This window comes from Xenophilus azovorans DSM 13620, assembly GCF_000745855.1.
GTDB lineage: Bacteria > Pseudomonadota > Gammaproteobacteria > Burkholderiales > Burkholderiaceae_C > Xenophilus > Xenophilus azovorans.
Map to the genome: position 1 here is coordinate 224,914 of NZ_JQKD01000005.1, position 21,456 is coordinate 246,369.

The window sequence follows — 21,456 nt, forward strand, 5'->3', positions numbered from 1 at the left end:
AAATGAATAGCTACACGCGCCGTGATTCATTGGTGCACTTGAGCGCACTTGCTTTGGCAGCGCTCCCAGGCGTGACCGCCGCGCAGCCCGGCCCTAACATGGCCACCATATTCGTGGGGCTAGCGGCTGGTGGCGCTACCGACGTGGCAGCTCGTCGACTCGCGGAGGGCATGCAAGGTGCCTATGCGCAGACCATCATTGTTGAAAATCGGACAGGGGCAAGTGCGCGTTTGGCAATCCAGCATGTCAAAGCCGCAGCGCCAAACGGCGCATCAATGGTGCTAACGCCTGCTTCGATGATGGCCATCTATCCACACACCTACAAAGACCTCGCGTATGACCCGGTCGCGGACTTGGTGCCAGTGGGTACCGTGTCAATTTCGGAGATCGGCTTTGCCGTGGGCCCGTCCGTTCCCGACTCCATCAAGAATCTCGGCGACTACCTGGTGTGGATAAAGTCTTCTCCCGCTGCCGCCACCTTTGGACATGGTGCAGCAGGCTCAGGGCCTCATCTGTTGGGTGAGCTGCTGGGTCGTCTGTCAGGGGTACAAATGGTCCATGCGGCCTATCGTGGCTCCCAGCCTGCAATTCTGGACTTGATCGGCGGACACTTGCCAGCGGTCGCAGCACCACTGGGCGAATTCTTGCCGCATCTAAAGACCGGGAAGATTCGCGTGCTCGGCGTCACGGGTGTTAAGCGCTCACGTTTCATGCGTGATGTGCCCACCTTCAAGGAACTCAATGTGGATTTGAGTGACATGACGGAATGGTTCGGCGTCTTCATGCCCGCAGGAACCCCGTCGGCAGTCATACAGCGAGCCAACTCGGCCATCAAGACTGCATTGCTCAACACCTCATTGATCACTTCCTTCGAACTGATGGGGATGGAGCCCGCGTGGAGTTCCTCCGAAGACTTGGGTGAGCGCCTGAAGAGCGACATCAGGCGTTGGAAGAACGTGGTCCAAACGGTCGGATTTACCGCCCAACCTTGAGGAGACAAGCATTGTGATTACCCGTCGCGATTTCGCGCAATGGGGGGCGGCCACTGCGGTGGTCTCTCAAATGGCCGGAACTGCTTTCGCGCAGTCTTCTCAACCGGTGCGGATCGTCAATGGATTCCCTGCCGGTGGGGTTGTTGATGCCGTAAGCCGGAAGTTCGGGGATGCCATGGTGGCCTCCGGATATGCGACCGCAGCCGTCGTAGAAAACAGAACGGGTGCTGGAGGCCGACTGGCCGCTGCATTCGTTAAAGCTGCGCCTGCCGACGGCAACACGTTGTTGTTGTCACCGGACACCGTCTTATCCTTGTACCCATTCATCTACGCCAAGCTGGAGTATGACCCGTTCAAGGATCTGGTTCCGATCTCAACCGCTGCATTGACCTCCGACGCGCTGGCGGTGGGTCCTCTTGTGCCTGATTCGGTCCGCAATGTCCGCGACTTCGTGGCTTGGGCCAAAGCGCATCCGGAGCACGCCAACTTCGGATCGCCGGGAACGGGATCACCATTGCACCTCCTCGGTTCGCTGCTGGGGAAGGAGGGCGACTTCGATTTTCGGCATGTTGCTTACCGTGGCGCTTCACCTGGTGTCACGGACATGGTGGGGGGGCAGATCGCTGCCATGGCCGCGCCCACTGGCAACTTCCTGCCGTTTCAGCGCACGGGCAGAGTGCGAATTCTGGGGACATCGGGTGTAAAGCGCAGCCCCTTCACACCTGACACGCCCACCTTTTCTGAGCAGAAGTTCGCGGGGGACTACCCGCAAGAGGATCAATGGTTTGGATTTTTTGCTCCTGCGGGCACGGCAGCTGCCAGCATTGCAAAAGCCAATCAGTCCATATCGCAAGCGATGAGCCGCAAAAGCTTGATCGACGACTTGGCCGTTTTCGGATTGACTGCACAAGCGTCAACGCCGGAGGCCATGTCTGCAAGCCTGCGTCAGCAAAATGAAAAATGGCGCGGCATCGTCAAGCGATTGGGCTTCACGGCCGAGTCTTGATGTAGAGCTTCTGCGGGATGGTAACGAGCGCGCTTTCGTGTGTCTTGGCGTCACCCGCAGAAAGTCAGCAACATATGCGATAGCTTCGCGCAGGAAGGAGAGGTGCTTGGCACTATGCATCGATTCCAGCGTGAGTTCCAGCTTGCTGTCACTGATCAGATCGCGAGGTTTCCTGATCTGACGGCGGCCGTTCCCCCTGAGGTCGATGAGAGCCTCACTGGTACTGGGTGGTGCAAAGCAACGGCATCCATCGCCACGGCACTCCCCAGTTTCCGACCCTCCGAGTGTTTTGGCCGAGGGCAAGCACCGCGAACAACCGGCGCAGATTGTGCTCGGATTCCACGTCCTACTATACGGTGGCGACCGCGGTGTCGAGGTCTTTGACGATGGCTGCCTGCAGTTGCCGCCGCCTGCGAATTGTGGCCGCGGTGCCGATCAAACCTCGACCGGTCGATCGCTGAAGCGCATTGAGAAGTCGACCGCCTTGACGTCCTTGATCAGTGCTCCCACGGAGATGCGGTCGACTCCGGTCTCCGCGTAGGCCCGCAGCGTTTCGAAGGTGACGCCGCCAGAGACCTCCAGGCTGCAGCAGCCGCGGGCCAGCCGCACCGCCTCGCGGACGGTCTCAAGGGGCATGTTGTCCAGCAGCACCATGCCCACGCCCGCGTCGAGCGCTTCCTGCAACTGCCGCAGCGTCTCGACCTCGACTTGGATGAAGGACGCGCGGCCCTCGAGCGCCTGCGCGGCGCGGAACGCGGCCGTCAGGCCGCCCGCTGCCGCGATGTGGTTCTCCTTGATCAGGACGGCGTCGTGCAGGCCCATCCGGTGGTTCTGGCCGCCGCCGCACCGCACGGCGTACTTCTGCGCGGCGCGCAGGCCGGGGATGGTCTTGCGCGTGTCCAGGACGGCCGCGCGTGTGCCTTCGACCTCCTTGACATAGCGGGCGGTCTTGGTCGCCACGCCGCTGAGCGTCTGCAGGAAGTTCAGGCAGGTGCGCTCCGCGGTGAGGAGCTCGCGCGCCACGCCTTCGACCACCACGACGGCCTGGCCGGGAACGCAGGTGCCGCCGTCGGGTACGCGCCAGTCGGCCCGCGCCGTCGGCGCCAGGCGGCGCAGTACCTCCTCGACCCAGGGCCGGCCGCAGACGACTGCCGCCTGGCGGCACGTGACGGTGGCCGTAGCGCGGGCGGCCGCCGGGACCAGTTCCGCGGTCAGGTCTCCCGGGCCGACATCCTCGTCCAGTGCGCGCTCGACGTCCCGGTTCACCTGCTTCAGAAACTCTCTCTCGGTCACTTTCGATCCTTTATCCATCCTGGGGAGGCCGCGTCCCAGCGGGGCGCCAGCCGCCGGCGCCATCGCGCCGGTTCATGGCTTGCGTCCGTGCGGAACGAAATCGCAGGGACCTGGGGGCACTGTCTCTTGCCGGCCTCGCGGCACGCGCGCGTCTTCGGGAGACGTCCGACGGCGAGCCGAGTCGGTGCGCACGCACACGAGTCCACGGCCATGCGTACACATCGATCCCGAGTTTACAAAATTATTAGAGGCCAAATGATTCTAGGGAAACCCCGGAGGGAAAACCGTTGCCTGGATCAACGCGCGCACCTAGAATCATTAGGCAACTAACAAAATGAGGCATCGCCAGCGGTGCCGGTACTCCCCACCATGAAGCCCACTGAAACCTCGGCGCCGATCTGGTCAGACTCGCTACTGCTCGGGCATGCCGCGATCGATGACGAACACGAGCAACTGGCCGAGTTGATCGAGTGCATGTGGCGCGCTGCTGCGTCCGAGATGGCACAGGCGCTGGACGCGGTGCTCCAGCATGCAACCGCGCACTTCGCGGCCGAGAACGAGCTCATGCGCACGACGGCGTTTCCGCCGCGCGACTGCCACATCAGCGAGCACGAGGCGGTGCTCTCCACGCTGCGCGGGGTGCGCCTCCGCCTGGAGCGCGGGGAGGTCGAGGTGGCCCGCCGCGTGGCGCACGAGCTGGCGGCCTGGCTTCCGCCCCACGTCCAGCACCTCGACTCGGCACTTACCCATTGGCTCTGCAAGCTGCAGCACGGCGCCAAGCCCGTGGTGTTGCGCGTGGGCCGAAAGCCCGAGGCCGCCTTGGCCTGCTAGTTCCACCCCTGAATCAACCACCACTAGAGATGAGATGACATCATGATGACTCACGAAGAAAACGAACTGCTTTGTCGCGTCGAAGGCGACGCCCCGATGGGACGCCTGATGCGCCGCCACTGGACGCCGATCTGCCTGGTGGAAGAGGTGAGCGAACCCGACGGTACGCCGGTGAAGGCGCGGGCGTTCGGCGAAGACCTCGTGGTCTTCCGCGACAGCGAGGGCCGGGTCGGCGTCATGGATGAGTACTGTCCCCACCGTCGTGCGTCGCTGGTCTACGGCCGCAACGAGGAGGGTGGGCTTCGCTGCCTCTACCACGGCTGGAAGATGGACGTCGATGGGAACGTGCTGGAGATGGCTTCCGAGCCGGCTTCGAGCGGCATGGTCGACAAGGTCAAGCACACCGCGTACCCGACCCAGGAATGGGCGGGCATGGTGTGGGCCTACATGGGGCCGAAGGAGACCATGCCCGAATTCCAGCCGCCGCCGTGGGCGCCGACGGCGGACACGCGGGTGAGCATCGCGAAGGTGCTGCTGCCCTGCAACTGGGCGCAGATCCTCGAGGGCGCCATCGACTCCGCGCACAGCTCCAGCCTGCACTCCTCCGACATGGTCCCCGCGCGCGTCGATGGCGCGAAGGCCACCGACAAGACCTGGCTGCGCCCCTCCACCGACAAGGCCCCGCGCATGCAGGTTCAGCGCACCGGCTTCGGCTTCCGCTATGCCGCGCTGCGCCGCCCGATCACGAACGCCGCAGAGAACGACTACGTGCGCTCGACGGTCTTCGTGGCCCCGGCAACGGCCCTGATTCCGCCCAACAACCGCTACAACGTGGCCAACATCAACGTGCCGATGGACGACACGAACACGGCGTTCTATTTCATCGCATGGGGTCACCCGTCGCAGACGCCGGAGACCGACACCTGGCGCAAGTTCCTGCGCCAGACGGTGGGTGTCGACCTGGACCAGAACTACCGCCCGCTGCGCAACGAGGCGAACAAGTTCTGGCAGGACCGCAACGCCATGAAGGCCGGCAACTTCACGGGCATCACCGGTTTCCCAAACCAGGACGTCGCGATGTGGCTGACCATGGGCGCCATCGCTGACCGCACCCATGACCGCCTGGGCGCCAGCGACCTCGCGATCGTGGAATTCCGCAAGCAAATGCTCGAGGCCGTGCAGGCCTTCGATCAAGGCGCGCCCGCCATCGGCACCGGCGCCGAAGCGGCCACGCCGGCCGTCTGCTCCTTCCAGGCCATCGTCCCCAAGACGACCGACTGGCGCACATACGGGGCCCGCTATGTCTGGCTAGACGGCGAAGACCGCCCCGAGTTCGAACCCTCCTATTCCGTGAAGTCCTGATCCCGTGAGCAAACTCCAACTTTCCGTCGCCATGGGCGACTACGACCGCACCCGTGCGCTGTTCGACGGCCGCGTTCAGATCGACGGCGTCGATCCCGTGTACATGCTCCTCAATCCCGAGGAGATGTTCTTCCGGGCGATGCGCAGCGTCGATTTCGACATCACAGAGCTCTCGTTCTCCAGCTACCTGGTGAAGCACTCGCGGGGCGAGTGCCCCTACATCGCGCTGCCGGTCTTTCTCTCGCGGGCGTTCCGGCACACGTCGATCTATGTGCGCAAGGACCGCATCCGCGAGCCGGCCGACCTGAAGGGCAAGCGCATCGGCCTGCCCGAGTACCAGCTCACCGCCAACGTCTGGGCGCGCGCGATCCTGCAGGACGACTTCGGCGTGCGCCCCTCCGACGTGACCTGGGTGCGCGGGGGCATCGAGACGCCCGGGCGGCCCGAGAAGGTCAAGCTGCAGCTGCCGGACGACGTCCGGATCGAACAGGCGCCCGAGGGGGTGACGATCTCGCAGATGCTCGATCGCGGCGAGATCGACGGCTTCATGGCGCCGCGCCCCCCGAGCCGGGCGGCGCTCGCGAACCCGAACATCGGCTGGCTGTTCGACGACCCGACCGCGGTGGCCAAGGACTACTACCGGCGCACGGGCGTGTTCCCGATTATGCACGTGGCGGCGGTCAGGAAGGAGCTCGCTGCCAAGCACCCCTGGCTTCCCGCCGCGCTCGTCAAGGCCTTCACCCAGTCGAAGGCCGCCGCGCTGGAGCTGCTGTCGGACACCTCAGCCACCAAGGTCACGCTGCCCTTCGTCGAGGAGCAGTTGCAGGCCGCCCGCGAGGCGATGGGGGACGACTTCTGGTCGTACGGCGTGGCGGCATCGGCCCGGACGCTGGAGACCTTCGTCCGGGCCCACTACGAGCAAGGCCTGTCATCCCGCCACGTGCCGGTCAGCGAGCTTTTCCATCCCGCGACCTACGAGACCTACAGCATCTGATCCCGCACCACCCACAACTGGAGACAACCCCATGAAGCACAAGATCCCCGCCTGGCTGGTCGGCCTGGCCTGCATCGCCCAACTCGCCTTCGGCGCCCTGGCCCATGCCCAGGCCTATCCGAGCCGCGCCATCAAGCTGGTCGTTCCCTATGCCGCCGGCGGCCTTCCAGACACCGTGGCGCGGATCATCGCCAAGTCGCTGGGCGACACGCTGGGCCAGGCGGTCTACGTCGATAACCGGCCCGGCGCGGGTGGCTCGGTCGCCGCCTCCGCGCTCCTGCAGTCCCCGGCGGACGGCTACACGCTGCTGGTGACCGACGGGCCGATGCTCTCGATCACGCCGCTGATCAACAAGAAGATCACCTATGACGCGTCCAGCGACTTCGTGCCGATCGTCCTCGTCGGCAAGGCACCGCTGTTCCTCGCCGTCAACGCGAACGTCAAGGCGAACACGCTGGACGAGCTCGTCGCGCTGGCCAAGGCGAAGCCGGGGGGCCTCAACTACGGCTCCGCAGGCAACGGCAGCATCCACCACCTGACGATGGAGGCGATGAACGCCAGCCTGGGCATCTCGATGACGCACATCCCGTTCAGGGGCAGCGCCATTTCGGTCCCCGCGATGATCGGCGAGCAGGTGGACATGGTCTTCGCCTCGCCGCCCTCGCTCATGGGCTTCGTCAAGTCGGGCCAGGCCCGCCTGCTGGCCACCAACTCGACGACGCGTTCCCCACTGGCGCCGCAGATGCCCGCGCTCGCGGAAAAGATCCCCGGCTTCGATTTCGCGTTCACGGTCGCGGTGCTGGCCAAGACCGGTACGCCGAAGCAGGTCATCTCCAAGATCAATGCCGAGATCAACAAGATCGTGAAGGTCCCCGAGGTCATCGAGCAGCTGCGCACCGCGGGCGTCGACCCGGCGGGCGGAACGCCCGAACAGCTCGCGCGGGCGCTGAGCGCCGAGAAGGCCCAGGTGACCGACGCCGCCGCGCGTGCCCAGCTGAAGGCCGAGTAGTCCCGCGCGCCATGACGGTCACCCCACCCCCAACCCATTCCGACACGCAGATGCCGCTGCGCGTGGCGCGGATCCTCGACGTGGCGCGCGACATCCGCAGCTTCGAGCTGGTACAGCCCGATGGCAGCGCGCTGCCGCCGTTCACGCCGGGATCGCACGTCAAGGTCCAGGCCCCCAATGGCATGCTGCGCAAGTATTCGCTGTGCAACGATCCCGCGGAGCGTCACCGCTACGTCATCGCCGTCAAGCGCGATCCCGAGGGGCAGGGCGGCTCGCTCTCCATGCACGAGGAGCTGCACGAGGGGGACACGCTGCCCACGTCGCTGCCTTCGAACGCCTTCCCGCTGGTCGAGAATGCCAAGGGCTATCTCTTCATCGCGGGCGGCATCGGCATCACCCCCATCCTGTCCATGATCCGCTCGTTCGGCGAACTGCCGCCGGCACCGTGGAAGCTCATCTACCTGACGCGCTTTCCCGAGACCGCGGCCTTCCGCGAGGAGCTCGGCGCCGCCGAGCTCAAGAGCCGCGTGCGGATCCACCACAGCCACGGGGACCCCGCGCGCGCCTTCGACCTCTGGCCGGTGCTGGAGAAGCCCAACACGGCCCACGTGTACTGCTGCGGCCCGCGCGCGCTGATGGAGGCGGTGCGCGACATGACGGGACACTGGTCGCCGGCCAACGTGCACTTCGAGAGCTTCAACGAGGGCGGCGGCGTGCGGCCCGACGACAAGCCCTTCATGGTGAGGCTGGCCAGCTCGGGCGCGGCATTCGAGGTGCCCGTCGGCAAGTCCATTTTGGCGGTGCTCCACGAGCACGGCTGCAACGCGGCGTCCTCGTGCGAGAGCGGCACCTGCGGCACCTGCCGCACGAAGCTGCTGGGCGGCGAGGCGGACCACCGGGACATGGTGCTGCTGCCCGAGGAGATGGACAGCCAGATCATGATCTGCGTCTCCCGGGCCAGGTCCGACGAACTGGTGATCGACCTGTGAACGCCGCTCGCCCGCTTCGACTCGGCGTGGCCGGCCTCGGCCGCGCCTTCACGCTCATGCTGCCCACGCTCCAGCGCGACGCGCGCGTGCGGCTGGTGGCGGCCTGCGATCCGCGCGAGCCGGCGCGCACCCGCTTCGCGAGCGATTTCGAGGCGCCGGTGTACCCGGACATCGAAGGCCTGGCGTCCGATCCGGATGTGGATGCGATCTACATCGCCAGCCCGCACCAGTTCCATGCGGAGCAGGCGCGCATCGCCGCCCGGCACGGCAAGCACGTGCTCGTGGAAAAGCCCATGGCGCTGTCCCTCGGCGACTGCGATGCGATGATCCGGGACTGCCGGGACGCCGGGGTGCACCTGATCGTCGGCCACTGCCACAGCTTCGACACGCCGTACCTGCGCGCACGCGAGATCGCACTGGGCGGCGAGCTCGGGCGGGTGCGCATGATCCACGCGCTCAACTACACCGACTTCCTCTATCGGCCGCGGCGCCCCGAGGAACTGCGCACGGAAGAGGGCGGCGGCGTGGTGTTCAGCCAGGCCGCCCACCAGGTCGACATCGTGCGCCTGCTCGCCGGCACGCGGGTCAGCCGCGTGCGCGCGATCACGGGCGACTGGGATGCCAGGCGCCCGACGCAGGGCGCCTATTCGGCCCTGCTGTGGTTCGAGGGCGGGGCGTTCGCCAGCGTCAGCTACAACGGCTACGGGCATTTCGACTCGGACGAATGGTGCGGCTGGATCGGCGAGATGGGCGCCGACAAGTCGCCCGAGGCGTACGGCGCCGCGCGCCGCAAGCTGGCGACCGTGGGCTCGCCGGAGGAGGAGGCGCGCCTGAAGGCGGCGGGCACCTATGGCGGACCCGGCTACGTGCCCGCGCCCGCGGATGCGCCGCCGGCGTGGCACCAGCATTTCGGGCCGGTCGTGGTGTCCTGCGAGCGCGGCGATATTCGCCCGTTGCCCGACAGCGTCTGCGTGTACGGGGACCTCACGAGGGAGCGGAGGCCGCTGGGCCGGCCCGCGGTGCCCCGCTTCGAAGTCATCGACGAACTGTACGACGCCGTCGTGAATGGGGTCGCGCCTCTGCATGACGGCGAATGGGCGCGCTCCACGCTCGAGGTGTGCCTGGCGCTGCTCGAGTCGGCGGGCTCCGGCGAGGACGTGGAACTGCTGCGCTGAGGCGACGCCCCTGCGTGCGCCGTGGCGCCCCGCGTGCAGGCCGCGCCTGGCGAAGGCACCGGCGCGTGCGGGCCGCCGGGGCCGGTTCAGGCGCCTGCCCGCACCTCGCGGCGGCCTGGGTTTCCATGGCGCGCCGCGCGAGACCGGGGAGATTCCCATCGATCCAGCCAAAGGGTAGGCCAAGATGCAACCATCCCACGAGGACCTCAATCTGCTCGTCGTCTTCGAGGCGCTCATGGAGACCCGCAGCGTCTCCAAGGCCGGCGAGCGGCTGCAGCTGAGCCAGCCCTCGATGAGCCACGCGCTGTCGAAGATGCGCAAGGCGTTCGACGACCCCATGTTCGTGCGCGTCAAGAATGAGATGCAGCCGACGGCGAAGGCGCTGGAAGTCGCGGAGCCCATCCGCCAGGCCCTCGAGCTGGCCCGCCGCCAGATCTTCTCCAAGGTGGCGCTGGACCTGCGCACCTCGTCGCGCCTGTTCACGATCTGCATGACGGATGTCGGCGAGACCTGCTATCTGCCGATGGTGATCAATGCCGTGCGCAGGCAGGCGCCGTGCGTGCGGCTGCGCACGGTGTCGCCGATCGTGGAGAAGCTGGAGGAGGGGCTGGAATCGGGGGGCGTCGATCTCGCGATCGGGTACTTCCCCGACATCAAGAACGGCGGCGTCTTCCAGCAGCGGCTGCTGCGCAACAGCGGGTTCATGTGCATCACGGGCAACAAGGAGTTCGCCGCGCGCGGCGAGCTGGACCTTGCTTCCTTCCAGTCGGCGCTGCATGTCGCGGTGCGGACGGAAGGGCGCAGCCAGGAGGTCATCGAGAAGGCCATGGCCGCGATGGGTATTCACCGCAACGTGGTGGCCACGATCCCGCACTACCTCGGCCTGCTGACCATCATCCCGCAGACCGGGTTGACGGCCATCATTCCCATGGACCTCGCCGGCGCGTTCGAGGGCAAGGAGGGCATCGCGGCCCTGCCGCTGCCGTTCGCATCGCCCAGCGTGGAGGTGATCCAGATATGGCACAGGCGCCACCACGAGGATCCGGCGCACCGTTGGCTGCGGACGCTGGTGCGGGACACGCTGCAGAGGCGGGTGCTTGACTAGGAGCGCGCCGCCACGGAGCCGGCCACGTTCCCCACGCGTGCCCGCGGGCGGTGCTGCGCTTCCTCCCAGGCCCGCTGGCCTGTCCGCCGCACCGAGCGTCCGGGATCGCGCCGGGCACCCGGCGGGCGCAAGCGCCGGGACATTTCCCCCTTCGAAGAACCATCCAGGAGATACCTCATGAGAGTGCGCATGCTGTCGCTCATCGCCGCGACCCTGACCTTGCAACTGCAGCCGTGCGCCTGGGCGCAGGGCGCGGCCTACCCCACGAAGCCGATACGCCTGTTCGTGGGCGCGCCGGCCGGCGGGCCCACGGATGTGATCGCCAGGTCGCTCATTCAGCAGATGGGGGATTCGCTGGGGCAGCCCGTGATCATCGAGAACCGGGGTGGGGCGGCCGGCACGCTCGCGGCCGGCATCGTGGCGAAGTCACCAGCCGACGGCTACACGCTGATCGTGACGCCCTCGGCGCATGCCTATGCAGCGAGCATGTACGAAAAGCTCCCGTTCGATCCCGTGAAGGATTTCCGGCCGGTGGGGCAGATCGGCATGATGCCCCTCGTGGCGATTGCGAACAAAGCCTTCCCGGCGGCGTCGCTGCGCGACCTGGTCGAGCGCGCCAAGGCCCAGCCCACCGCCGTGAACTACGGCTCGAGCGGCACGGGCTCCGCCCATCACCTGGCAGGCGAACTGTTCAAGCTGCGCACGGGCATCCAGATGACGCATGTGCCCTACAAGGGCAGCGCGGGATCCATCACGGACCTCATTGCCGGCCAGATCCAGGTGATCTTCGAGCCGCTCGTCTCGGCGTTGCCGCAGATCCAGGCCGGCCGGGTGAAGGCCCTGGCCGTCATGGGCGAGAGGCGCTCCCCGGCCCTGCCGGACGTGCCGACTCCCGCCGAGGCCGGGCTGCCCGGCGTGGAGGCCAGCGCCTGGTACGGGATCATGGCGCCGGCGGGCACGCCGGATGCGGCCGTCGCCAAGCTGAACGCGGCGCTGAACAAGGCCCTGGCCGACACTTCCACGCGCGCGAGCCTGCAATCGCAGGGCGTCGACGTCACGCCCGGGCCGCCGCAGATGTTCATGGACCTGATCTCCAGCGAGATCGCGCGCTGGCGGCCGATCATCCAGGCGGCGGGAATCCGCGCGGAGTAGGCAAGGCGCATGCATTCACATCGCAAACTGCAGCCTCCTTCGGTCGTCAACATCGAGGATCTCCGCCGGCTGGCGAAGAGGCGGCTGCCGAAGGTGATCTGGGACTACCTGGAAGGCGGCGCGGAGGACGAGGTGACGCTGCGGCGCAACCGCGCGGCCTTCGACCGCTATCACCTCCTGCCGCGCATGGTCACGGGCAAGGGCTCGCGCGACCTGTCCATCACGCTGTTCGGCCAGCGGCTCGCGGCGCCCTTCATGATCGGGCCGACGGGCCTCAACGGGATCTACGTGCCGGACGCGGACCTCATGCTGGCGCGCGCGGCCGCAGCGGCGGGCGTGGGGTTCTCGCTGTCCGCCGGCTCGAACAACGACATCGAGGCCGTGGCAAGGGTATCGGACGGACCCAAGTTCTTCCAGCTCTATCCGTGGGGCGGACGCGAGGTCGCGACCAGGCTGCTGGCGCGCGCACGCGCGGCCGGCTACTGCGCACTCATGGTCACGGTCGATTCGCTGATCCCGGGCAACCGCGAGCGGGATGTGCGGAACCGGTTCGCCCATGCACTGCATTTTTCTCCGCGCATCGTCTGGGACGCGGTGACCCATCCGCATTGGGTCGTGTCCACCTGGTTCGCCCGCGGCATGCCGCGCTTCGAGAACCTTGCCGAGTTCCTGCCGCCGGGCTCCGACGCGTACGCGCTGGCCGCCTATACGCGCGCCCAGCGCAATCCGTTCTACAGCTGGGAGGACATCGCTTGGCTTCGCTCGCAGTGGACGGGCCCCTTGGTGATCAAGGGCATCCTCACCGCGGACGACGCGCGTCTGGCCGCCTCCCATGGGGCGGACGCCGTCGTGGTATCCAACCATGGGGGCCGCAGCCTGGACGGCATGCCCGCGACGCTTGACGTGCTGCCCTCTGTGGTCGCCGCATCCGGCGGCATGCCTGTCCTGGTCGACAGCGGCTTCCGGCGGGGCTCCGACATCGTCAAGGCGCTCGCCCTCGGTGCGCACGGCGTGCTGTTGGGCCGGGCGCCCCTGTACGGCGTTGCAGCGGCGGGGGAGGCCGGCGCAGGCCGCGCGCTGGAGATCCTCCTGCAGGAGACGGATCGCGTCATGGGCTTGCTGGGGGTGGACTCGGTGGGCGCGCTGGGGCGCCAGCTCGTAGGAACGCAGCCGCCATGACGCGTCGGGAGGGACTGCATGTTCTCGCCCCGGGTCGGAGAAGACCCGTAGCGGCGTCGGCAGCACAAGCCACGCGGTGGGGGCGGCGTGGCGGCGTCTTCGGCGGTCCGTGATGTCACACGGGTCTCGCAGTTCGCGACGCCCGCAGGCGCCAGCTGCGGGCGGCTCGTCGCAGGCACTGTGGTCTGGACACGGGGTGCGCAATTCACGCGTGCGCATACCCCGCGGCGCAGCCGCGGAGCGGGGCGCTGAAGCCAATCCACCCCTGCAGCCTCCGGCGGACTGGGCACCGCGTGTCAAAGGTCGACGCGTAGACGCGTGCGCGTAGCCTGGGGCCGAGCGTGCGAAGGGGGGCGCAAAGCCCGTAGCTCGCCAGAACGAAAGCGCTGGCGTCGTCTCGCCTTCGCCCGTGCAACCGTATGGTTTTGTGATCTGGATCAGCGTGTCGCCTACTGGGAACAGCAGAATGTACGGTGCTATATTGTGCGGTCCGCTTGGCTTGGGCAGCACCTTTTCAACCTCCTCCCGCTTCTTCGTGTCCGTCGGCTCGTTCATGTCGCCGATCGCCGCTGTCTTGCAGGGGGTCGGCCGGGCAGAGTGTCCGTTGGGATGCATTGAGGAATGAAAATTGGCAAAAAAGGCAGGGAAAGAGTCGGCGGAGGTAGCGAGCCGTATGCTGCAGCACTGGCATGAGGGCGTTCCCGACGACCGTTTGGCGCATCTGGTAAAGGACGCGACGCGTTCCTTCCTGCGATCGCTGCAGACCCGTCTCGCGCGCCACGACGTCCAGCTCGGCCATTGGACATTCCTGCGGATTCTCTGGGAGAAGGACGGGCTCACCCAGGCCGAGTTGAGCGCGGAGGCCGGTGTGATGGCGCCCACCACGGCGATCGCCCTCAAGGCCATGGAGGAACTCGGGTATGTCCTGCGAAAGCAGCGTCCCGACAACCGCAAGAGCATCTACGTGTTCCTGACGCCGGCGGGCAAGCGCCTCAAGGCGAAGCTCGTGCCCTTGGCCGAGGAGGTCAACGCGCTCGCCGTCAGATCCCTGACGGATGCCCACATCAGCATCGTGCGGCGCTCGCTGCTGAAGATCATCGACAACCTGGCGAGCGACGAATGCATCCAGGATGATCCGAAGCGCGCGCCGGCCGCCCAGTCATCCGCAAGAACGTAGCTCGCGTTGACGCTGGCCGCGCCCTGGGTGCGACGTCGTGGAAGCGAACTGCGCCTCGGGGCGCCGCCACGCTCTGCCCATCCCTCAGATGCATCGGGCCCGCCATAGCGCAGTGCGCCCGGGCGAAACCGTGCCGCATCGGGCCGCGTCTGGGGGCCACCGGTGGTTGCCGCCATCGCCGAAGGCATCCGCTGCGGCGCTCGCGGACCGCCCGGGAGCGCGACGTTCGCGCCGGCGCTTCGGCAGTGCCGCGTCGCGGGCCCCGCGCACCACGGGCGAGAGGCATGGATGCCCCATGGAACGCACGCCGGAACCGCCTGTCCGGTGCCGCCGCCTCCTGCCCGGCAGCCTGTGAGATAATTAGATACCTAATGATTAGGCCTACGGAGACATAGCGCGGTTTCGGGATTTCCGTGCCGGCGAACGCCGGAATCGCGCGGAGCCCACATGAGCACATGCCCCGATCCCACGTCGGGCCGGCAGCCGGATTTCCTGGATGCGAAGGCCAGTCTTGCCCTTCTGGGCGTCCGCCCGCAGACGCTCTACGCCTATGTGAGCAGGGGGGCCATCCGCAGCGTGCCCCAGCCCGGAACCAAGGCGCACCTGTACAGCCGCTCGGACATCGAACGGGTGGTCGCGCGCGCGGCCGCCCGCGCGGGCCATGCTGCGGCGGCGGCCGGTGCGATGGACCATGGGCCACCCATCGTCAGCAGCGGTATCACGGAAATCACCGAGGCGGGTCCTGCGTACCGGGGCTACCTGGCCAGCGACCTCGCGCGGCAGGGCGTTCCGTTCGAGCGTGTCTGCGAGCTGCTGTGGGGTGCTCCGCTCGATGTCGACAGGGCCAGCGCCTGGAGAATCCCGCCGCGCGACCAGGCACTGGCACGCGAAGCCGGTTTGCGGATCCTGCACGGCGCTGATCCTCACCGCGTGTACGGGTCGCTTGCGATGCTGGCTCTCCAGTTGGAGCGCACCCTCCGGATGTCGGGCGGCGGTGCCCAGGACGCGGGTGTCGCGCAAGAGGCGCGCCTGCTGATCTGTGCGGTGGCGCAAGCGCTGGGATGTGTCGGCCCGGCCAGAGCGCTGACGCTGCCGGATCGCTCCGAATCGATCGCATCGACGCTGATCCGCTCCTTCGGGTGCGAGACCACGCCCGCGCGGATCCGGGCGGTGAACGCGCTGCTCGTGCTTCTCGCTGACCACGAACTGCCGCCCGGCACCCTGGCCGTCCGCGCGGCGGCCTCGGGAGGCGCGAACCTTTTCGACTGTATCGCCGTGGGCATCTGCGCAAGCGCCGGCACCGAGATCGCCGGGCACTATGCGGTCGTGGACCGCTTCCTCACCGCAAGACCGTCCGCGACAGCGCTGCGTGACAAGGCCCTGCGGCTGCACCAGCGGGCGCAGCGGATCCCGGGCTTCACGCATCCGCTCTACATGGGCGGCGACCCGCGCGCGAGGCACCTGCTCGCCATCGCCGCGGAGCTGGCCGACGACTCCTTCAACATGCGACAGGTGACCGATTTCGTCGGGTGGGCGCAGGAGAATCTCGCGGACCATCCCAGGCATGAGTTCGCCGTCGTCTGCCTGGTGCGGGCGCTCCGGCTTCCCGTCTGGTCGGCTGCGGTCTTCTTCCTGGTGGCGCGCATGGCCGGCTGGGCTGCGCATGTGGAGGAGCAGCGCAGCGTGACCGGCCTTTGGCGGCCGCGCGCCCGTTACGTCCCCCGCCCATGAGCGTGGCGAGGCACGTGCGGGTCGCTCGCGCCGCCCTGTGTCGCTCAGAGCCGAGAGGCGGTCCTCTGCGAGAGCGGACTGGACGCCGGGCATTGCGGGCTAGCGGCGGCCGGCCTGCCGCTGCGAACTCGTGCGTCTTCTCTTTCCAGGGAGCAGTCCCCGATGATGGGCGATGGCCACGCCGCAGTTGCGCTGCGGCCTGCCAAACGGTGCGTCCGCGCAGTGGCGCTGCGCGAGGGGCGGTTGGAAGAGGGCATGGTGCGGGTGGAAGCCCTGCCGCGCGACACTGACCTGGCCTGCCTTAACAGCCTGCGCCACTGGATCGCGGCGGCGTCGGCCCGAGCGCTGTCCGGAGGTGCTAGGACGCCGAGGCGGTGAACTTGCCGGTCTGCAGCCAGGCCGCAATACCGGCTGCCAACTGGTCGCTGTTGCTCTCCATCATCATCATGTGGCCGTTGCCCTGGATGCCCCGGTCGCCCAGCGGAATGAACTCCGCGCGCGCGCCGATGTCGTTCAGCCAGTCGACGATGGGCTTGTCGATGGCGGCCGTGTGGTCCGCGTCATTGGTGCCCATGACCAGGGCCACGCGCTTGCCCTTGTAGCCCGAGGGGTCGGTCACGCGGGGCGCGCTGTTCTCATAGTTCACTCGCTCCAGCAGCAACCGGGGCGGAATGACGGTGAGGCTGGCCAGGTAGCTGTCCAGATACTCGCGCGGGAAGCGCGTGCTGCTGCCGACCAGCTTCTTGGTGGCCCAGCCCGGTTCGGCAACGAAGGGTAGCTTGCGGCTGAGCTTGAGCACCGGAGCGCCGGGCGCCAAGCGGACTTCCACGTGGTCCGGCGTGCTGGACAGGAACTCGGTCGGCGCGCTAACGTTGGCCGGCCCGCCAGGTGCGATTGCCACCAGGGAGACGATGCGGTCGCCGAAGAGTTCGAGCAGCTTCCAGCCGAAGGGGCCCGACATCGAATGCGTCATGACGATCGCCGGGCGGTCCAGCGTGGCCAGCACCTTGCCAAGGCCCTTCACCACCGTCTCGCCCGACAGCTCGTCGTAGGGGATGTAGCCGCTGCGACCGGTGCCTGCCCAGTCGGGCACCACCACCTGGTAGCCCTGGGCCGCGAAGAAGGGCGCCCAGCCCGGGCGGCCGTCGGCGGTCGCCATGTAGCAGGAGCCGGTGTGCGCCCCGCCGTGGATCATCACCATGGGCGGTTTGCGGGTCTTCGCGACCGGCTCCAGAACCTCGTAGTAGGTCGAAGGATCGGCCACAAAGCCGTTGCGCACCCGCACGGCAGCGTGGGCGCGCGCGCTGGCACCGGACGCGCCGGTGCTGGCGGCGGCTAGGATGGCACCCATGCCAGCGCTGGTGCGGAAGAACTTCCGGCGGGATGCGGGGGGCGTGTTGTTCATCTTGTCTCCTGGTCCTCTGTGGAATTGGCATCGACTCTGGCACCGCCGGGCGGTCGCTGGGACGACTGGCGAGGACGGCGCAGCGCGGCCGACCCAGTTCGGCGCATTATTGTTAATCGACTAACAATAGGAAAGCTGGGGCGAACCCTGTTGTGCGCCGTCCAACCGCCGCGACAGCCCCCCACCTCCTCGCTGAGCGTTGGCTTGGCGACGCCCTGGCTCCAGACCTCGAGGCGCTGTGTTGCGTCGGCATGCCGCAGATGTCGATGGCGTACGGCACGCCGAGGGCGTGCGGCACAGGAGGCGCTTGTCTTGGGCCTTGTCCCGTTTCCGCGCATGGCGGAACACCTGCGCGGGCTCGATGAAGGCAAAGGCCTTGGTCGCACCCTGGTTCGCGTCGATGGGGTCGAGGAACGACCTGGCTGGCTCCTCGCAGGAGTGATCGCCCGAGGCGTTGCGCAAGTGCGCTCGGGTGGCAGTGAGCCCGCATGTTGGACAGGGGCTACGGGGGCCAGGCACCGCGGTGGAAGGACGTGTCGGAGCCAGCGCCCCGCAGGCGCGAGCTCCTTGAGGGTTCCGGCCGGCCGGGCCCTGGACATGATGATCGCTCGGTAGGCGAAGGAAGGCCCGTGTCCCTACGGATTGCGGTTGGGGACACTCATCGCGTGTTGCTCGGAGCACGCAAGCGCGCGATCCACGATGCCGGAGACGATCCTCTTGACCACCTATCGAGCGACCATGATCCCTAGCCGAGCTTCACGTTGACGTTCTTCAGCTGCGTGAACTCCAGCAGCTCCTCCTTGCATTCCTCCCTGCCGACGCCGGACTGCTTGTAGCCGCCGAACGGCGCGCCGGGGATGTGCACCGAACACTCGTTGACCCACACGTAGCCCGACTGGATCCGCTTCGCGGCACGCAGGCCGGTGTTCAGGCTCGTGGTCCACACCGAGGCCGTCAGCCCGAGCTCCGTGCCATTGACCTCGGCCAGCATCCGGTCCTCGTCGTCCCAGGAAAACACCGAGAGCACCGGGCCGAAGATCTCTTCGCGTGCGATCCGCATGTCGGGCCGCACGCCCGTGAAGATGGTGGGCTCGATGAACAGCCCGTCCTTTAGTTGCGCGTCGCGCGCCGTGCGGCCACCGGTCAGCAGCGTGGCCCCCTCGTCGATGCCGGCCTGGATGTAGTGCAGCGTGCGGTCGTACTGGGCGCGGCTCGCCATTGCGCCCATGGTCGTGTCCAGATGGGTCGCGATGCCGGGCCGGTGTTTGCGCGCGAGCTCCTGCGTCACGCGCTGCATGAACTCGTCGTGCAGGGATCGGTGCACGTACAGGCGGCTCGTGGAGCCGCACGACTGCCCGCACCACGTGAAGTTCATGCCGCGCACGGCCCCCTCCACCGCGCTGCGCAGGTCCGCGTCGGGGTAGATGACCATCGCGTTCTTGCCGCCCAGCTCCAGCAGGGTGCGCTTCATCGTCTCCGCGGCGGACCGCAGCACGGCCTTGCCCGCCCCGACGCTTCCGATCAGCGCGACGGCCTGCACATCCGGGTGCACGGACAGCGCGGCACCCGTGTCCCGGCCGCCGGCGATGCAGTTCAGCACGCCCGGGGGGAACAGGCCGTCCAGGATCTCCATCAGCCGGATGGTCGACAGCGGCGCCTGCTCCGGCGGCTTGAGAATGACCGTGTTGCCCGCCGCGAGCGGCGCGGCGATCTTGCCGGCCGCGAACATGAACGGGTGGTTGAAGGGGAAGATCCGCGCGACCGGGCCGAGCGGTTCCCTGAGCGTGTAGTTCAGCGCGCCGTTGGCGGTGGGGATGGTCTCGCCCTTGATCTCGAGCACCAGTCCCGCGAAGTAGTCCAGCTGGGTGGCCGCGATCTCCGCGTCCATCTGCATGGCGCGCACGGGATTGCCGCAGTTGGCGGCGTCCAGCAGCGCCAGCTCGCGTGAATGCAGGCGCACGCGGCGTGCCGCTTCACGCAGCAGCGCCGCGCGCTGCAGGGGAGGGCTCTCGGCCCAGGCCGGGAAGGCGGCCTTCGCCGAGGCGACCGAGGCGTCAACCTCCGCCGAACCCGCCGAGGTCACGTCGGCCAGACGCTCGCCCGTGGACGGGTTGAAGGTCGCGATCGCCTGGCCCGCTCCCTCCTGCCAGCGGCCGTCCCAAAAGAGCCCGCTCGACCGGGGCAGGACGCGCTGGACGTAGGGGCTCAGGTCGCCGCTGTCCGGCAGGACGATGGGGGCCGCTGTCATGGCTGGGCTCCTTCCTGGTCTTCATGGGAGCGGGTCATGCCGGAGGCCATCGCGGCGCTGTAGCCCGGCGTGACGTGCACATCGACGACGACGGTCGCTCCTTCCCGCACCGCGGCGACGGCGCGGGCCAGGACCTCGTCGAGCTCCGACGGGCTGTCCGTCGGCCCGAGGCCCTGCAGGCCGAGGCCGCGCGCGAGCGCGGCCAGATCGGGGTCCGGGTCTCCGATGCGCTGCCCGATCCACCGGTTCTGCACCGGGCGGTCGCGATCGCGGGCCACGCGCTCCTGGTGCAGCTCGTCGTTGAAGAACGACCGGTTGTTGCAGACGATGGTGAGCAGGGGAACGCCGGCATTGGCGGCGGTCCACAGTGCCGTCAGGCCCATCAGGTAGTCGCCGTCGCCGGTCATCAGCACGGGCAGGCGGTCGGTGCCGCGCAGCGCCAGCGCGGCGCCGACGGCCATGCCCGGCCCGGAGCCGATGCCGGCGCCCCCGTCCATGCCCAGGTAGTCCAGCGGGTCGCGGAAGTGGCCCATCTCGCCGCTCCAACCCAGCGGTACGCGGATCAGGGTGACGGGCTGCGTGCCCGCGGCCCGGCGCAGGGCGTCGGCGACCATCGCGATGCTGATTGTCCCGTCTTCCGGAACCGGTGGCATGGCCATTGGGCGCTTCGGAGCCCGGAGGGCCGAGGTGCGCTCGGTGCAGGCAGCGCAGAGCAGGGGCACGGCGACGTCCGGCTCGACCGGCATGAACACGTCCACCGGGGGCAGGCCCTGGTGGTCCATGCTCCAGCCGCGATGGCTGTAGTGGTCGAGCGAGACCTGGATCACCTTGGCGCCGACGCTCTCGTTGCGCCATGCCTGCTGCAGCGTGCCGTTCAGGTCGTACCAGTCCAGGCTCAGCACGACATCGGCGGCGCGCAGCGTGGCGGCCGCGTCCGGGGTCAGGAAGACGCCCGGCACGGCCGCGTGCAGCGGATGGTCGGTGGGGAAAGACGCGCCGGCCCGCAAGTCGGTGAGAACCTGCGCATTGAGCTTCTCGGCCAACTCGATGCGCTGGCGCCAGCCTTCGCTGGACCTGGAGACCCGCCCCATCAGAATTACCGGACGGGACGCGCCCGAAAGCAGCGCTGCGGCTCTGGCCAGCTCGTCCCTGCCCGGCACGGCGGGCGAGGGAACCTGGTAGCGGCTGACGTCCGGCAGCGCCGGGATCGCATCGATGCGCGTTTCCTGCAGCGAGACATCGAAGCACACGTAGGTGGGGCCGGCGGGAGCGCTCAGCGCGATCTGCTTGGCCCGCAGCAGCGCCTCGTACGACGCGGCGACGGAAGCCGGCTGCGCGTCCCACTTGCTGAAGTCGCGCACCAGTGCGCCCTGGTCCTGCGCGGTGTGCATCCAGTCGATCCAGGGGCGCCGCTTGGCCGCATCGACCGGGCCCGTCGCGCCCAGGACCAGCACGGGCACGCGGTCCACCCAGGCGTTGAAGATCGCCATGGACGCATGCATCAGGCCCACGTTGCTGTGAACAATGGCAGCCAGCGGCTTCCCTGTGACCTTCGCATAGCCGTGGGCGATCGCGACGGCATGCTCCTCATGGAGCACGACCAGCATCTGCGGATCGATGTTGCCGAGGTGGTTGACGAGGCTGTCGTGCAGACCGCGGAAGCTCGAGCCGGGGTTCAGGAGGACATAGGGGATGTCGAGCGCGCGGATCATCTCCGCGATCGCGTCGCTGGCCCACAGACTGCCGGCGCTGGCGCCGGCGCCCGGTGCGGGGATGTCGCGGCGCAAAGGAATGGCTTGCTTCGAATT

At 67.9% G+C, this 21,456-nt stretch carries 17 protein-coding genes; 13 read left to right on the plus strand and 4 right to left on the minus strand.

The features are described from left to right. The first annotated feature begins 2 nt into the window (after window positions 1–2). Together Q392_RS31705 and Q392_RS31710 are read left to right on the plus strand one after the other, a co-directional pair. Window positions 3–992 (plus strand): Bug family tripartite tricarboxylate transporter substrate binding protein, encoded by a 990-nt coding sequence (locus Q392_RS31705; protein ID WP_060987786.1) that lies wholly within the window; start codon window positions 3–5, stop codon window positions 990–992. Between the two features lie 13 nt (window positions 993–1,005). Beyond that, a complete protein-coding gene (locus tag Q392_RS31710) occupies window positions 1,006–1,998 on the plus strand; it encodes a tripartite tricarboxylate transporter substrate-binding protein (RefSeq protein ID WP_060987785.1) in 993 nt (330 codons plus the stop codon). A gap of 435 nt (window positions 1,999–2,433) precedes the next feature. Here Q392_RS31710 and nadC read toward each other — a convergent pair whose 3' ends face one another. Then, window positions 2,434–3,309 (minus strand): carboxylating nicotinate-nucleotide diphosphorylase, encoded by an 876-nt coding sequence (gene nadC, locus Q392_RS03960; RefSeq protein ID WP_051952861.1) that lies wholly within the window; start codon window positions 3,307–3,309, stop codon window positions 2,434–2,436. A gap of 351 nt (window positions 3,310–3,660) precedes the next feature. Between nadC and Q392_RS03965 the strand changes: the two genes are divergently transcribed. From Q392_RS03965 to Q392_RS04015, 11 genes are all read left to right on the plus strand, one after another. Then, window positions 3,661–4,122 carry a bacteriohemerythrin gene (locus Q392_RS03965; RefSeq protein ID WP_017404446.1) on the plus strand — a complete coding sequence of 154 codons (462 nt, stop codon included), beginning with the start codon at window positions 3,661–3,663 and terminating at the stop codon, window positions 4,120–4,122. A 42-nt stretch (window positions 4,123–4,164) separates the two neighbouring features. Next, complete coding sequence (locus Q392_RS03970) at window positions 4,165–5,484, plus strand: Rieske 2Fe-2S domain-containing protein (protein ID WP_026062143.1); 1,320 nt, start codon at window positions 4,165–4,167, stop codon at window positions 5,482–5,484. A 4-nt stretch (window positions 5,485–5,488) separates the two neighbouring features. Further along, window positions 5,489–6,478: an ABC transporter substrate-binding protein gene (locus Q392_RS03975; protein ID WP_038201565.1), complete on the plus strand. Its 990-nt coding sequence runs from the start codon at window positions 5,489–5,491 to the stop codon at window positions 6,476–6,478. 31 nt (window positions 6,479–6,509) lie between these two features. Further along, window positions 6,510–7,487 (plus strand): Bug family tripartite tricarboxylate transporter substrate binding protein, encoded by a 978-nt coding sequence (locus Q392_RS03980; protein WP_038201568.1) that lies wholly within the window; start codon window positions 6,510–6,512, stop codon window positions 7,485–7,487. Between the two features lie 11 nt (window positions 7,488–7,498). Next, window positions 7,499–8,476 carry a PDR/VanB family oxidoreductase gene (locus tag Q392_RS03985; RefSeq protein WP_038201571.1) on the plus strand — a complete coding sequence of 326 codons (978 nt, stop codon included), beginning with the start codon at window positions 7,499–7,501 and terminating at the stop codon, window positions 8,474–8,476. After that, entirely contained in the window at window positions 8,473–9,651 is a 1,179-nt protein-coding gene (locus Q392_RS03990) for a Gfo/Idh/MocA family protein (protein ID WP_038201574.1), read from the plus strand. Before Q392_RS03985 ends, Q392_RS03990 begins: the two co-directional genes overlap by 4 nt. 184 nt (window positions 9,652–9,835) lie before the next feature. After that, window positions 9,836–10,756, plus strand: a complete 921-nt coding sequence (locus tag Q392_RS03995; RefSeq protein ID WP_038201577.1) for a LysR family transcriptional regulator — start codon at window positions 9,836–9,838, stop codon at window positions 10,754–10,756. A 177-nt stretch (window positions 10,757–10,933) separates the two neighbouring features. Further along, a complete protein-coding gene (locus Q392_RS04000) occupies window positions 10,934–11,908 on the plus strand; it encodes a tripartite tricarboxylate transporter substrate binding protein (protein WP_245610632.1) in 975 nt (324 codons plus the stop codon). Window positions 11,909–11,917: 9 nt separating this feature from the next. After that, on the plus strand, window positions 11,918–13,087 hold the full coding sequence (locus Q392_RS04005) for an alpha-hydroxy acid oxidase (RefSeq protein WP_038201580.1): 1,170 nt from the start codon (window positions 11,918–11,920) through the stop codon (window positions 13,085–13,087). Window positions 13,088–13,760: 673 nt separating this feature from the next. Then, window positions 13,761–14,264, plus strand: a complete 504-nt coding sequence (locus Q392_RS04010; protein ID WP_051952865.1) for a MarR family winged helix-turn-helix transcriptional regulator — start codon at window positions 13,761–13,763, stop codon at window positions 14,262–14,264. A gap of 447 nt (window positions 14,265–14,711) precedes the next feature. Then, window positions 14,712–15,995: a citrate/2-methylcitrate synthase gene (locus Q392_RS04015; RefSeq protein WP_038201582.1), complete on the plus strand. Its 1,284-nt coding sequence runs from the start codon at window positions 14,712–14,714 to the stop codon at window positions 15,993–15,995. A 358-nt stretch (window positions 15,996–16,353) separates the two neighbouring features. Here the strand turns inward: Q392_RS04015 and Q392_RS04020 are convergent, their stop codons facing one another. From Q392_RS04020 to Q392_RS04030, 3 genes are all read right to left on the minus strand, one after another. Then, window positions 16,354–17,400, minus strand: a complete 1,047-nt coding sequence (locus tag Q392_RS04020) for an alpha/beta fold hydrolase (RefSeq protein ID WP_245610633.1) — start codon at window positions 17,398–17,400, stop codon at window positions 16,354–16,356. 745 nt (window positions 17,401–18,145) lie between these two features. Beyond that, the gene (locus Q392_RS04025) at window positions 18,146–19,648 is read right to left on the minus strand and encodes an aldehyde dehydrogenase family protein (protein WP_038201583.1); all 1,503 of its coding nucleotides are present in this window, start codon (window positions 19,646–19,648) and stop codon (window positions 18,146–18,148) included. Further along, window positions 19,645–21,435, minus strand: a complete 1,791-nt coding sequence (locus Q392_RS04030; RefSeq protein WP_038201586.1) for a thiamine pyrophosphate-binding protein — start codon at window positions 21,433–21,435, stop codon at window positions 19,645–19,647. The genes Q392_RS04025 and Q392_RS04030 overlap by 4 nt, the downstream gene beginning before the upstream one ends. Between the last annotated feature and the right edge of the window lie 21 nt (window positions 21,436–21,456).

Bases quoted from the DNA above. Each gene is read 5' to 3' on its own strand.
- Q392_RS31705 (WP_060987786.1), top strand. From the start codon at position 3: ATGAATAGCTACACGCGCCGTGATTCATTGGTGCACTTGAGCGCACTT.
- nadC (WP_051952861.1), bottom strand. From the start codon at position 3,309: ATGGATAAAGGATCGAAAGTGACCGAGAGAGAGTTTCTGAAGCAGGTG.
- Q392_RS03965 (WP_017404446.1), top strand. From the start codon at position 3,661: ATGAAGCCCACTGAAACCTCGGCGCCGATCTGGTCAGACTCGCTACTG.
- Q392_RS03970 (WP_026062143.1), top strand. From the start codon at position 4,165: ATGATGACTCACGAAGAAAACGAACTGCTTTGTCGCGTCGAAGGCGAC.
- Q392_RS03980 (WP_038201568.1), top strand. From the start codon at position 6,510: ATGAAGCACAAGATCCCCGCCTGGCTGGTCGGCCTGGCCTGCATCGCC.
- Q392_RS03985 (WP_038201571.1), top strand. From the start codon at position 7,499: ATGACGGTCACCCCACCCCCAACCCATTCCGACACGCAGATGCCGCTG.
- Q392_RS03995 (WP_038201577.1), top strand. From the start codon at position 9,836: ATGCAACCATCCCACGAGGACCTCAATCTGCTCGTCGTCTTCGAGGCG.
- Q392_RS04000 (WP_245610632.1), top strand. From the start codon at position 10,934: ATGAGAGTGCGCATGCTGTCGCTCATCGCCGCGACCCTGACCTTGCAA.
- Q392_RS04005 (WP_038201580.1), top strand. From the start codon at position 11,918: ATGCATTCACATCGCAAACTGCAGCCTCCTTCGGTCGTCAACATCGAG.
- Q392_RS04010 (WP_051952865.1), top strand. From the start codon at position 13,761: ATGCTGCAGCACTGGCATGAGGGCGTTCCCGACGACCGTTTGGCGCAT.
- Q392_RS04015 (WP_038201582.1), top strand. From the start codon at position 14,712: ATGAGCACATGCCCCGATCCCACGTCGGGCCGGCAGCCGGATTTCCTG.
- Q392_RS04020 (WP_245610633.1), bottom strand. From the start codon at position 17,400: ATGAACAACACGCCCCCCGCATCCCGCCGGAAGTTCTTCCGCACCAGC.
- Q392_RS04025 (WP_038201583.1), bottom strand. From the start codon at position 19,648: ATGACAGCGGCCCCCATCGTCCTGCCGGACAGCGGCGACCTGAGCCCC.